This window comes from Campylobacter concisus (assembly GCF_002913715.1).
GTDB lineage: Bacteria > Campylobacterota > Campylobacteria > Campylobacterales > Campylobacteraceae > Campylobacter_A > Campylobacter_A concisus_AG.
This window is the reverse complement of sequence record NZ_PPCE01000004.1, coordinates 235,087-247,418: the sequence shown is the minus strand read 5'-3', so window position 1 is coordinate 247,418 and position 12,332 is coordinate 235,087. Positions and strand designations below refer to the sequence as shown.

At 38.6% G+C, this 12,332-nt stretch carries 11 protein-coding genes; 9 read left to right on the top strand and 2 right to left on the bottom strand.

Translation table 11 applies throughout. The features are described 5' to 3' along the window. Positions 1-6 precede the first annotated feature (6 nt). Positions 7-1,881 carry a molecular chaperone DnaK gene (gene dnaK / locus CYO92_RS02285; protein WP_072594611.1) on the top strand — a complete coding sequence of 625 codons (1,875 nt, stop codon included), beginning with the start codon at positions 7-9 and terminating at the stop codon, positions 1,879-1,881. A 125-nt stretch (positions 1,882-2,006) separates the two neighbouring features. Then, on the top strand, positions 2,007-2,438 hold the full coding sequence (locus CYO92_RS02280) for a trehalose-6-phosphate synthase (RefSeq protein ID WP_103589550.1): 432 nt from the start codon (positions 2,007-2,009) through the stop codon (positions 2,436-2,438). Between the two features lie 51 nt (positions 2,439-2,489). On the opposite strand, the gene ppk2 is transcribed toward CYO92_RS02280, so the two are convergent. Beyond that, positions 2,490-3,299 carry a polyphosphate kinase 2 gene (gene ppk2, locus CYO92_RS02275; RefSeq protein WP_021091543.1) on the bottom strand — a complete coding sequence of 270 codons (810 nt, stop codon included), beginning with the start codon at positions 3,297-3,299 and terminating at the stop codon, positions 2,490-2,492. 105 nt (positions 3,300-3,404) lie between these two features. Here ppk2 and dsbD point away from each other — a divergent pair, with 105 nt between their 5' ends. Further along, positions 3,405-5,135, top strand: a complete 1,731-nt coding sequence (gene dsbD / locus CYO92_RS02270) for a protein-disulfide reductase DsbD (protein ID WP_103589549.1) — start codon at positions 3,405-3,407, stop codon at positions 5,133-5,135. On the opposite strand, the gene nth is transcribed toward dsbD, so the two are convergent. Next, complete coding sequence (gene nth / locus CYO92_RS02265; RefSeq protein ID WP_103589548.1) at positions 5,128-5,760, bottom strand: endonuclease III; 633 nt, start codon at positions 5,758-5,760, stop codon at positions 5,128-5,130. The genes dsbD and nth overlap by 8 nt on opposite strands. Positions 5,761-5,855: 95 nt before the next feature. Here nth and CYO92_RS02260 point away from each other — a divergent pair, with 95 nt between their 5' ends. The 6 genes from CYO92_RS02260 to hisD are packed head-to-tail and all read left to right on the top strand — an operon-like array spanning position 5,856 to position 12,293. Next, the gene (locus CYO92_RS02260) at positions 5,856-6,674 is read left to right on the top strand and encodes a peptidylprolyl isomerase (RefSeq protein WP_103589547.1); all 819 of its coding nucleotides are present in this window, start codon (positions 5,856-5,858) and stop codon (positions 6,672-6,674) included. A gap of 15 nt (positions 6,675-6,689) precedes the next feature. Then, positions 6,690-7,754: a class II fructose-bisphosphate aldolase gene (gene fbaA, locus CYO92_RS02255; RefSeq protein ID WP_103589546.1), complete on the top strand. Its 1,065-nt coding sequence runs from the start codon at positions 6,690-6,692 to the stop codon at positions 7,752-7,754. 4 nt (positions 7,755-7,758) lie between these two features. Continuing rightward, complete coding sequence (locus CYO92_RS02250; protein ID WP_103589545.1) at positions 7,759-9,072, top strand: MotA/TolQ/ExbB proton channel family protein; 1,314 nt, start codon at positions 7,759-7,761, stop codon at positions 9,070-9,072. Further along, positions 9,069-10,160 carry an OmpA family protein gene (locus CYO92_RS02245; protein ID WP_103589544.1) on the top strand — a complete coding sequence of 364 codons (1,092 nt, stop codon included), beginning with the start codon at positions 9,069-9,071 and terminating at the stop codon, positions 10,158-10,160. Before CYO92_RS02250 ends, CYO92_RS02245 begins: the two co-directional genes overlap by 4 nt. Beyond that, positions 10,153-11,004: a pyridoxal-phosphate dependent enzyme gene (locus tag CYO92_RS02240; RefSeq protein WP_103589543.1), complete on the top strand. Its 852-nt coding sequence runs from the start codon at positions 10,153-10,155 to the stop codon at positions 11,002-11,004. Before CYO92_RS02245 ends, CYO92_RS02240 begins: the two co-directional genes overlap by 8 nt. Further along, positions 11,001-12,293 (top strand): histidinol dehydrogenase, encoded by a 1,293-nt coding sequence (gene hisD / locus CYO92_RS02235; RefSeq protein WP_103589542.1) that lies wholly within the window; start codon positions 11,001-11,003, stop codon positions 12,291-12,293. Before CYO92_RS02240 ends, hisD begins: the two co-directional genes overlap by 4 nt. The last annotated feature ends 39 nt before the right edge of the window (positions 12,294-12,332 follow it).

The following is a 12,332-nucleotide window of genomic DNA, read 5'->3' as shown; positions in this document are numbered from 1 at the left end:
AAAAATATGTCAAAAGTTATAGGCATAGACTTAGGTACAACAAACTCTTGTGTGAGCGTTTTTGAGCGCGGCGAGAGTAAGGTTATCCCAAACAAAGAGGGTAAAAACACAACTCCATCTGTTGTTGCTTTTACAGACAAAGGTGAAATTCTAGTAGGTGACGTCGCAAAACGTCAAGCAGTTACAAACCCTGAAAAAACGATATATTCTATCAAACGTATCATGGGTTTGATGAGCAATGAAAAAAATGCTGAAGAGGCAAAGGCTCGCTTGCCATATCACGTCGTAGATAGAAATGGCGCATGCGCAGTTGAGATCGCTGGTAAGGTTTACACTCCACAAGAAATTTCAGCAAAAATTCTTATCAAGCTAAAAGAAGACGCTGAAGCATATCTTGGCGAGAAGGTAACAGATGCGGTTATTACTGTGCCAGCTTACTTTAACGATAGCCAAAGAAAAGCTACAAAAGAGGCTGGAACGATCGCGGGACTAAACGTGCTTCGTATTATCAACGAGCCAACAGCTGCAGCGCTTGCTTATGGTCTTGATAAAAAAGAGGCTGAGAAAATTTTAGTTTATGACCTAGGTGGTGGTACGTTTGACGTTACAGTGCTTGAAACTGGCGATAATATCGTTGAAGTTTTAGCAACTGGCGGTAACGCATTCTTAGGCGGTGATGACTTTGATAACAAGATCATTGACTGGCTAGTAAGCGAGTTTAAAAATGAAACTGGTATCGATTTAAAAGGCGATATCATGGCACTTCAACGCTTAAAAGAAGCTGCTGAAAATGCTAAAAAAGAGCTAAGCTCAGCTCAAGAGACTGAGATAAATTTACCATTTATCACAGCTGATGCGACTGGTCCAAAACACCTTGTCAAAAAGCTAACTCGTGCTAAATTTGAGGGCATGATCGATTCACTTGTGGGCGAGACTATCACTAAGATAAATGAGGTAACAAAAGACGCTGGTTTAAATAAAAGCGACATCAAAGAGGTCGTAATGGTCGGTGGTTCAACTCGTGTGCCACTAGTTCAAGAAGAGGTTAAAAAGGCATTTGGTAAAGAGCTAAATAAGAGTGTTAATCCAGATGAGGTCGTGGCCATCGGTGCTGCTATCCAAGGTGCTGTTATAAAAGGCGATGTAAAAGACGTGCTACTTCTTGACGTAACTCCACTTAGCCTTGGTATCGAAACACTTGGCGGCGTGATGACTAAGATCATCGAAAAAGGTACAACCATACCAACTAAGAAAAGCCAAGTTTTCTCAACTGCTGAAGATAACCAAAGTGCCGTTACTATCATGGTTTTACAAGGTGAGCGTGAGTTTGCAAGGGATAATAAATCACTTGGAAATTTCAACCTCGAAGGCATCCCAGCAGCTCCAAGAGGCGTACCTCAAATCGAAGTTGAGTTTGACATCGACGCAAACGGAATTTTAACCGTTTCAGCAAAAGATAAAGCAACTGGCAAAGCTCAAAACATCACTATCTCTGGATCAAGCGGCTTAAGCGAAGAAGAGATAAACAATATGGTAAAAGATGCTGAGCTTCATAAAGAAGAGGACAAAAAACGCAAAGACGCAGTCGAAGCTAGAAACCAAGCTGACGCACTAGTTCATCAAACTGAAAAAAGCATGAGCGAGCTTGGCGAGAAAGTTCCAGCTGAGGATAGAAGTAACATCGAAGCTGCGTTAAATGATCTAAAAGAGGTCTTAAAAGATGAAAATTCTTCAAAAGAGCAAATCGATGCAAAAGTAGAAGCTCTAAGCAAAGCTAGCCACAAACTAGCAGAAGCTATGTATAAAAAAGATGAAAACGCTGGAGCAAACGGCGGAAATAATAAAAAAGACGATGACGTAATCGACGCTGAAGTCGAATAAGACAAATAGAGCAGGGCGCTTGCCTTGCTCTTTTATAAATTTATCTTCATAAATCCTTAAGATTGATTCAAAATAAGTAGTTTAAATAGTTAAAATTTATATAATGCCAAACAAAAAGGCAAAAAATGTATTTATTTTTTTTGATTACTCATTTAATTTGTGCCATTGTATTTATAGGATACGTATTTTTCGATGTTTGCATATATCCGTTTGCTAAAAAAACTGTTGATGTTAAAACCCTTGAAATAGTTAAAAAGGCCTACACAAAAGGCAGCGCAAAGGTTTTTGGCACAGCATTTTTATTGCTTTTAATAAGTGGCGCTTATATGGCAAAAGACTATTTTGGAGGCGAGCTTGGCTGGTGGCAAAGCAACTTTCAAAAGCTACTGCTTATAAAAATTTTTGTTTTACTTATAATGTGCCTTGTAACTTTTATCTCTGTTTTTAATGTCGTTCTTTTAAAAAAGCCTGATCCATTTGGTAAATTTTCACATTTAATAGCTCTAGTGCTTTGCCTGATAATGGTCATTTTAGCAAAAGTAATGTGGTGGGCTTAAAAATTTAGCTAGCAAATTTAAGCAAATCGCCAGCTAGAAGTTAAAAATTCTTTAATCGATACTCTTTAACTTATCTTTATTTAGCCCTTCTTCTATGCGTTTTATCTCTTCACTTCCGTCTCTTACGACGTTTTTGTCAAATTCCAAGTAGTCATTTATCTTTTTTGGATATTCAACGTGACTTAGGATAAATTTAAAGACATTTAGCCTAGCTTCTTTTTTGTTATCGCTTGAGACAATGACCCATGGCGAAATGCTATTGTGAGAGGCAAGAAGCATTGAGTATTTGGCGATAGAGTATTGATCCCAAAGCTCTTGTGCTTTTTGATCAACGGGTGAAATTTTAAATTGCTTTAACGGATCATTTTGCCTCTCTTTGAAGCGTTTTTTCTGCTCATCTTTTGTGATTGAAAGATAAATTTTAAAGAAAATTATGCCAGAGTTTATGATCATCTCTTCAAATTTTGGCACTTCACGTAAAAATTCCTTATGCTCTTCTTGCGTGCAAAAGCCCATCACTGGCTCAACACCAGCTCTATTGTACCAACTTCTATCAAAGATCACGATCTCTCCAGCACTTGGCAGATGAGTCACATATCTTTGAAAATACCACTGCGTTTTTTCGACATCACTTGGCTTAGCAAGCGCTACTATACGGCAACCTCTTGGATTTAGATGCTCAGTTAGGCGTTTTATCGTTCCTCCTTTACCGGCTGCGTCGCGCCCTTCCATTAACATAAGTACTCTAAGGCCTTTTTCTTTTACGTAATTTTGAAATTTTAAAAGTTCAATTTGAAGTAGTCTAAGCTCTTCCTCATAGCCAAGTTTCTCACTTTTTTGGTGTTTTTTGTCTTTTGACATCTTTGCTCCTTTAAAATTTCACATATTTTCACGATTTTACAATAAAATAGAATAAATTTAAGAATTTAGACTAAAATCATCTTTTTTAATTTAGCAAGGATTAGTATGTTTTTAAAATTTCTTTTTTCACTTATTTTATTTGTAGGCTCGCTTTTTGCCGAGGTTTTAGATGTTAGCAAAGCCTTTGTTTTAACTCCAAGCGTTGATAGTCAAAATGTTGAAGTAAAATTTAACTTTGGTAAAAATATCTATCTTTATAAAGAGAGTTTTGAGATTAAGCTAGCTGGCAAAAAGATAAATGAGCTATTAAATTTGCCAAGTAGTGAAAATACGGGAGAATATGAAATTTATCCAAAAGATTTTTCGATTTTTATCCCATTAAATTTGGTAAAAGAAAATCTTTCAAATGGTAAAGCAATACTTGACATTAACTATCAAGGCTGTGCTAAAAACGGTATTTGCTACCGTCCACAAAGTAGAATTTATGAGATAACTGACCAAGCTGGAAAATTTAGTATCGCCACTTTTAAAAAAGAGCAAAAAAACGATACCGACAGCTTTGCTGAAGAATTTTCTAGCGAGCAAGATATCGCAAATGGTCTTGGAGATAAAAATTTTTTTATCTCACTTCTTACCTTTTTTGGTTATGGTCTCTTGCTTTCACTAACTCCTTGCGTCTTTCCGATGATACCGATACTTTCAAGCATAATCGTCTCAAAAGGTGCTAATTTAAATGCAAAAAAAGGCTTTTTATTATCATTCATTTATGTTGTCGCGATGAGCCTAGCTTATGCACTAGCTGGAGTGGCAGCTAGCCTACTTGGCTTTGGTATCGCAGGCGCTTTGCAAAATATCTATGTACTTGGCGCTTTTGCAGCCATTTTTGTCGTTTTAAGCTTTAGCATGTTTGGATTTTATGATATAAAATTGCCAGCAAAATTTGAAAATTTAATAAGTAAAAAATCGCAAAATAGCTCAGGCTATGTTGGAATTTTTATTATGGGTTTTGCCTCAGCTCTCATTGTGTCGCCTTGCGTTGCAGCACCACTAGCGGGCGCGCTTCTTTATATCGCTCAAAGTGGAAATATCTTTTATGGTGGCATTATGCTTTTTGTCATGGGGCTTGGCATGGGAGTGCCACTACTTATTATCGGACTAAGCTCTGGAAAGCTATTGCCAAAACCTGGTAGTTGGATGGATGAAGTGAAAAAAATCTTTGGTTTTTTAATGCTCATAATGGCGATTTGGATCCTTTCGCGTGTGCTTGGAGAATTTTTTGAGCTATTAGGATATGGCATTATAGGCGTTTTTATGGCGGTTTATTTTGGGGCATTTGAAGTAGCAGAGCAAAGCTGGGCTAAGTTTAAAAAAGCGTTTTTTATCTTGGTTTTTATATATTCAGTTATGCTAATAGTTGGTTCATTTTTGGGCTCAAAGGAGGTTTTTTCTCCACTTTCTGGACTAAATTTGGCAAAAAGTGATAGTGCATTAAAATTTAATTCCGTTAAAAATTTAGATGAACTAAATGAGGTAATAAAAAACTCAACCAAACCCGTTCTAGTAGATTTTTATGCTGATTGGTGTGCAAGCTGTAAAGAGATAGAAAAGATCACTTTTAAAGATAGCGATGTTATGGATGCTTTGGCAAATTTTGCACTTATTCGTATCGATGTAACAAATGGTGGACCACAAAATGATGAAATGCTAAGAAATTTTGGGCTTATTGATCCGCCTGCACTCTTGTTATTTAATGGTGGCAACGAGCTAAATTTTCTTAGAACTATCGGCTTTATAGATGCTAAAAATTTTCTAGCAAAGCTTGAGAAGATTAAATAATCTTGTCCTTGCTGTTACAAAGATCATTTAAGATACACTCATGGCAAAGCGGTTTTTTGGCTTTACAGGTGTAACGTCCAAAGAGTACCATGGCTTGATGAAGCTTACCAAGATCTGTTTTAAAGGCATGGCTAAGATCAGCTTCAGTAGCTTCTGGCGTTTTTGCATGGCTAAGATCAAGTCTGTGTGCCACTCTAAAAACGTGTGTATCAACAGCCATAACATTTGCATTTGTAGCTTCTAAAAGTACGACATGAGCGGTCTTTTGTCCAACTCCAGCAAGCGCTTTTAGCTTCTCTTCATCAAGCGGAATTTCTCCATTATAAAGCTTAACCACGCTGTTTGCCATTTTGATTAAATTTACCGCCTTGTTATTAAAAAAGCTGCACGAGTTTATCATTAGTTTTAGGCTTGCTAAATTTGCGCTAGCTAGCTCAAAAACATCTTTATACGCCTCAAATAGGGCAGGTGTGATCAAATTTACCCTTTTGTCTGTGCACTGGGCTGAGAGCATGACGCAGACAAGAAGTTCATATAAATTTCTAAATTTAAGCTCGCTTTTGGCGTCTTTAAACTCTTCTAAAAGTCTTCTTTTTATCTCTAAAATATCTTTTTTTGTTCTCATTTTCGTATTTTACCTTATTTTCTTAAGTTAAATGAAAAGTTATCGCTTTATTTGATATAATCTTGCCCATAAAATCAATTTTTTAAAGGATTTATATGAAAAAATTTTTGTTTCCAGCAGTTTTAAGTTTAGCAGCAGCTGTTACTCTAAATGCAGCAGTAGTTGCAACAGTTGATGGTGATGCTATAAGCGATAGCGATATTTCAAGCCTTTTGTCAGCAGCTATGCCAGGATTTGACGCTAGCAAGCTTCAACCAAATGAGAAAAAACGTATAATTGACGATCTAATAAATAGAAAACTTCTTTTAAAAGATGCTAAGTCAAGCGGTATCGAAAAAGATGTAGAGTACATCAAAGCTGTAAAAGCAGCACAAGAAGGCATCGCAGTTGAGCTTTATATGAGAAAGCTTTTTGATGGCATAAAAGTAAGTGATAACGAACTAAAAGATTTTTACAATAAAAACAAAGCAAGTATGAACGAGCCAGCTCAAGCAAAAGCAAGGCATATCCTAGTTGAAGATGAAAAAACAGCAAACGACATCATCGCTCAACTTAAAAATTTAAAAGGTGAGGCGCTAACAAAGAAATTTGCAGAGCTAGCAAGCCAAAAATCAATCGACAAAGGCTCAGCTGCACATGGTGGCGCACTTGGCTGGTTTGGTCAAAGCCAAATGGTAAAACCTTTTGCAGACGCAGCATTTTCAATGGCCAATGGCACAGTTTCAACTAAACCAGTTAAAACTCAGTTTGGTTACCATGTTATCTTAAAAGAAGATGGTAAAGCTGCTGGTACTGTAAGCTTTGAGCAAGCAAAACCAGAGATCGAGCAAGCCGTAAAAATGGAGAAATTCCAAGCTGCTGTTAGACAAAAAAGTGAAGCTCTACGCCAAAAAGCAAAGATAGAATATAAGTAAAATTTGGAGGATAAAATGGGCGTTTTAGATATCGTAAAACCTGGTGTTTTAAGCGGAGATGATGTAACAAAACTTTATGCTTATGCCAAAGAGCAAGGTTTTGCAATACCTGCTGTAAATGTCGTAGGCAGCGACTCGGTAAATGCTGTTTTAGAAGCGGCAAAGGTTGCTAACTCGCCTGTTATCGTTCAGTTTAGTAATGGTGGTGCAGGTTTTTACGCTGGTAAAGCCTGCGAAAACGCAGCCGTTCTTGGTGCGATCGCTGGAGCAAAGCATGTTCATCTGCTTGCCAAGGCTTATGGCGTGCCAGTCATCTTACACACAGACCATGCCGCTAGAAAGCTTTTACCTTGGATAGATGAGTTAGTAAAAGCAAGTCATGAATATAAAAAAACTCACGGCGTGCCGCTTTTTAGCTCTCACATGCTTGATCTTAGCGAAGAGAATATCAACGAAAATTTAAGCACATGCGAGAAATACCTAAAAGAGCTTAGTGAGCTTGGCATCAGCCTAGAAATCGAGCTAGGCGTAACCGGCGGCGAAGAGGACGGAGTGGATAATACAAGCGTTGATAACGCGCTTCTTTACACTCAGCCAGAGGACGTTGCGCTTGCTTATGAAAGACTAAGTAAAATAAGCGATAAATTTAGCATCGCAGCTAGTTTTGGCAACGTTCACGGCGTTTATAAACCGGGCAATGTCGTGCTAAGACCAGAAATTCTTAAAAACTCACAAGCCTATGTCGCTAAGAAATTTAATACAAAAAGCGACAAGCCAGTAAATTTTGTATTTCATGGCGGTAGTGGCAGCGAGCTAAAAGATATCAAAGATGCTGTGAGCTACGGCGTTATCAAGATGAACATTGACACCGATACTCAGTGGGCTTTCTGGGACGGTGTGCGTGAGTATGAGGCTAAAAATAGAGCATACTTGCAAGGTCAGATCGGTAACCCAGAGGGCGACGATAAACCAAATAAAAAATACTACGATCCAAGGAAATGGCTAAGAAGTGGCGAGGAGAGCATGGTTAAGCGTCTTCAGACTGCTTTTAGCGACTTAAACTGCCTAAATAGGAACTAATCCTATGCAAAATCAAAACGATTTTAGTGAGCTAAGCGTGCCAAAAGAGCGCCAAGCTCACTCTTTCTTTGTCTTTTTTAAAGTTATCTTTATCCCTTTAGCTATCTACATCTTGGCGATACTAGCCTATTTTGGTGTTATAAATTTTCAGATGAAGCTTCACACCATCGTGATGATGGGCGTTATACTCTTTATTGCTTTTATATTTTCTCGCCACAGCGCCTTGGTCGCTTACTCAAATTTCTTAGCAAATGCCAAAGACTACAAGATAAGACTAAAAGAATTTATCATCGCTCATCTCTTTGAAATTTCAAATGTCAAAAAGGCAAACGCTAAATTTGAAGATTTTTTTGAGAGCTATACAAGAAATTTTAGAAATGACAACCTAGCAAATATCGGTCAAGCAGTCTTTCCTATGCTTGGAATTTTAGGCACATTTATCAGTATCGCTATCTCCATGCCAGAGTTTAGCTCAAGCACGACAAATGGCCTAGAAAAAGAGATCGCCATACTGCTAAACGGCGTGGCTACAGCGTTTTATGTATCGATCTATGGTATTTTTTTAGCGCTTTGGTGGATGTTTTTCGAAAAGATAGGCGTTAGTAAATTTGAGAAATTTTATAGCGAGCAAAAAGAGCTAAGCCGTGAGTTTTTCTGGCAGGAAAATGAGCTAAATGCAAATTTCATGAAAGTAAGTGTAGGCTACTTTAAAGATAGTCACAACGCCTTTAAAATGGTGCTTGACGATAAATTTTTAAGAAATTTAAATGATCAGGTAAATGAAAAATTTGACAGACTAAAAGAGCTTTGCGAGGTTGAGAAAAATATCATCAATCAAAGCAAAGCCGAGCTTAGCACAAACCTTAAAATGCTAAATGAAGCTAGCCTAAAACAAGATGAATTTGTAAAAATCCACTCTGATATGCTAAAGGCAGTAAGCGCGTTTTCTAATGCCTTTAAAGATATGGAGGTTAAAATTTTAACCGAGCATGCAAAGCTTGGCGAAATTTTTAGTAGAAATTTAACCGCTACAAAAGAGAGCCAGCTCAAATTTGAGCAGACTATAAAGAGCTTTGACAAGGTTTTAAGAGAATTTTCTCTCTCTTTGATGAAAGAGCAAAATGACGCATTAAAGGCATTTAGAGCTTCACTTGTGGAGAGTGCGACGATATTTAAGGCGGCATATGAGCAAGAGGGCAGGAGCTTGGAGCGTGAGAAAGAGCGCGAGAGCCTCATTGCTGAGCTTAAAAAGAACATAGACGAGATCGATAAAGAAGCAAATTCTGTAATAGAAAAAATCGAAAATCTGGTGCAATGAAAATAAACAAAAATAACGAAGATCAATCGAGCTTTTGGGTTTCGTACGCGGACTTGATGGCGGGTCTGCTCTTTGTTTTTATGCTGCTAATAGGCGCTGTCGTCGTAAAATACGTCCTAACTCAAAACACCCTTGAAAATAAAGAGCAAGCCATCATCACAGCACTAGCAAATTTAAAAGACGCCCAGGGCAGAAATTTTACACTCGAAGAGCTAAATGACGCCCTAAAAAGCGAGCTTTCAAAGATAAGCGACGAAAATATAAATTTGAAAAAATCAAATGAAATTTTTGTTATCCAAATAGACGCTCTAAAAGAAAAACTAGCCCAGCTCATAGAGGAAAACAAGGACGCAAACGCGAGCATAAAAGAGCTAAATGCTAGCGTTTTTGATCTAAATCAAAAGATGATCGTGCTAAATGATGAAATTTCATCAAAAGATAGAGCACTTAGTGACGCAAACGAGAGCAGTGAGAAAAATTTAGCCAAGATCGCCTTTTTACTCGAGCAAGTGAGCCAAAGAGAGGCTAGATATGACGAGCTTTTAAGGGACTTAAACGTCACTCGTGACAGAGTTAAAAATTTAACCGGTATCAGAGTAAAAGTGATCTCAGCCCTAAAGGATAGGCTGGGATCTAGCATCGAGATCGATCCAAACTCAGGCGCGCTAAAGCTTAGCTCATCAGTGCTTTTTGATAAGGGGAGTGCAGTCTTAAAAGAAGAGGTTAAAGAGGAGCTAAAGGCCACGCTTAGTAAGTATTTTGACGTGCTTTTAAATGATAAAGAGATCGCCTCAAACATCGATCAGATCGTCATAGAGGGCTTTACAGATAGCGATGGAAGCTACATTTATAACCTAGAGCTTTCACAAAAAAGAGCCTACGCGGTGATGGAGTTTATAAACTCATTTAGCGATGATGCACGCCTTAGAAAGCTGCTTGTCGCAAGTGGCAGAAGCTACAACGAGCTAGTTTTTAAAGACGGAGCCGAGGACAAGGACGCTTCAAGACGTATAGAGATCAAATTTTCACTCTCAAACAAAGAGGCTATCAACGAGATAGAGAAATTTTTGGAGTTTAAGGGTGATTGATAAAATTCGCATAAGAGGGCGAGAATTTTGGCTTTTAAGAGATGATCTGCTAGGCGAGTTTAACGGCAACAAAGCAAGAAAGCTAGAGTATTTTCTAAAGGCCGATCTTAGCGGCATCAAAGCCATCGTGTCTCACGGCTCAAGCCAGTCAAATGCTATGTATAGCCTAAGCCTTTTTGCCAAGCTAAAGGGGCTTAAATTTTACTACGTCGTCTCTCATCTAAGCTCAAATTTAGAGCAAGATCCAGTTGGAAATTTCAAATTTGCACTTGAAAATGGCATGGAAATTTTTGTAAAAGAGGAGCGTGAGAAATTTGCTAAAGAGCTAGCAAAGAGTAAAAATGCGCTCTTTATAAACGAGGGCGTGGCGCAAAGCGAGGCTGAGCTTGGCTTTATCACGCAGGCACGCGAGATCAATGAGTGGAGCAAAAAAAGCGGCATAAGGCCTGATATCTTTTTGCCCTCAGGCACAGGCACAAGCGCATGCTACCTAGCAAAGCACACCGATCTTAGCGTTTTTACAACTCCTTGCGTGGGGGACAGCGACTATCTAAAAAAGCAAATTTATGAGCTAGACAAAAATAGCAAGGTGCAAATTCTAAATCCACCAAGGAAGTATCATTTTGGGAATTTATACCAAGAGCTTTATGAAATTTGGCTAGAGGTTTGCAAAAGTGGCGTGGAATTTGACCTAGTGTATGACCCTGTTGGCTTTATCACGCTTTTTGCAAATTTAGACAAATTTGGGAGCGAAATTTTATATATCCACCAGGGCGGAATTTTAGGTAACATTACACAAAGACAAAGATACGAGAGAAAATTAAAATTAAAGGAGCATAAATGAAATTTTTTCATAGTAGTGACGCTGATTTTGAGAGTAAATTTTTACAGCTTGTTAAACGAAGTGATAATGACATGAGTGCTGTAATGCCGGTAGTTGCTGGAATAATAGATGAGATAAGAAAAGATGGCGATAGTGCACTTTTTGCGCAGATAGCTAAATTTGATAAATTTAGCGTTACAAGTAAAAACGACATAATAATCGACGTAAAAGAGATGGAGGCTGCCTATAATTCGCTAGATAACGCCCTAAGAGTGGCTTTAAATTTAGCTCACGATAGGATAAAAAGCTATCATGAACGCACAAGGCCAAGCAACTGGACATATAAAGATGAGCATGACATCTTGCTTGGTGCAAAATACACAGCGGTTGACCGTGCAGGCCTTTATATCCCAGGTGGTAAGGCGGCTTATCCTAGCTCGCTTCTTATGAATGCGATCCCAGCGATCGTAGCTGGCGTAAAAGAGATCGTAGTTTGCACTCCAGCGCCAAATGGCAAGGTAAATACCTTGCTTCTTGCGGCAATGCACCTTTGTGGCATAAAGACAGCCTTTAAAGTAGGCGGTGCAAGTGCGATCGCAGCGATGGCATATGGAACCGAAACGGTGCCAAAAGTTGATGTCATCACAGGACCTGGCAATATCTACGTAGCGACTGCTAAAAAGCTAGTTTATGGCGACGTAAATATCGATATGATCGCTGGTCCAAGTGAGATAGGCGTCATCGCTGATGATAGTGCCGATCCTCGCCACATAGCTATCGATATGCTCTCTCAAGCTGAGCATGACGAGATCGCAAGTGCCTTTTTGATAACGCCAGTAGAAGCTTTTGCAAGGGCAGTACAAAGACACATCGAAGATGAGCTAAAGATACTAAAACGTGAGCCAATCGCAAGTGCAAGCATAAGAAATAAAGCTGCAATAATAGTGGCAAAAGATTTAAAAGAGTGTTTTGCCCTCATGAATGAGCTTGCTGTTGAGCACCTAGAGATCGCTACAAACGATGCTTTAAGTTATATCGATGATGTGACTCATGCGGGTGCTATATTTTTTGGACACTTTACACCTGAAGCGATGGGAGATTATATCGCTGGACCAAATCACACATTGCCAACTGGCGGAAGTGCGAGATTTTACTCGCCGCTTGGAGTTGAAAATTTCATGAAGCGAAGTTCGATCATTTCAGTGAGTAGAAAAGGTATCATGCATCTTGGCAAATCATGCATGCAGCTAGCTGAAGCTGAAGGACTAACTGCTCATAAAAAATCAGTCGCAGTGAGGCTAGAAGAGTAAAGAAAAATGGATTTTATAGAGATTTTGCAACTTTTTATA

Coding starts and splice junctions, on each gene's coding strand:
- CYO92_RS02260 (WP_103589547.1), top strand. CDS start 5,856: ATGAAAAAATTTTTGTTTCCAGCAGTTTTAAGTTTAGCAGCAGCTGTT.
- nth (WP_103589548.1), bottom strand. CDS start 5,760: ATGAGAACAAAAAAAGATATTTTAGAGATAAAAAGAAGACTTTTAGAA.
- fbaA (WP_103589546.1), top strand. CDS start 6,690: ATGGGCGTTTTAGATATCGTAAAACCTGGTGTTTTAAGCGGAGATGAT.
- dsbD (WP_103589549.1), top strand. CDS start 3,405: ATGTTTTTAAAATTTCTTTTTTCACTTATTTTATTTGTAGGCTCGCTT.
- ppk2 (WP_021091543.1), bottom strand. CDS start 3,299: ATGTCAAAAGACAAAAAACACCAAAAAAGTGAGAAACTTGGCTATGAG.
- hisD (WP_103589542.1), top strand. CDS start 11,001: ATGAAATTTTTTCATAGTAGTGACGCTGATTTTGAGAGTAAATTTTTA.
- CYO92_RS02250 (WP_103589545.1), top strand. CDS start 7,759: ATGCAAAATCAAAACGATTTTAGTGAGCTAAGCGTGCCAAAAGAGCGC.
- dnaK (WP_072594611.1), top strand. CDS start 7: ATGTCAAAAGTTATAGGCATAGACTTAGGTACAACAAACTCTTGTGTG.
- CYO92_RS02280 (WP_103589550.1), top strand. CDS start 2,007: ATGTATTTATTTTTTTTGATTACTCATTTAATTTGTGCCATTGTATTT.
- CYO92_RS02245 (WP_103589544.1), top strand. CDS start 9,069: ATGAAAATAAACAAAAATAACGAAGATCAATCGAGCTTTTGGGTTTCG.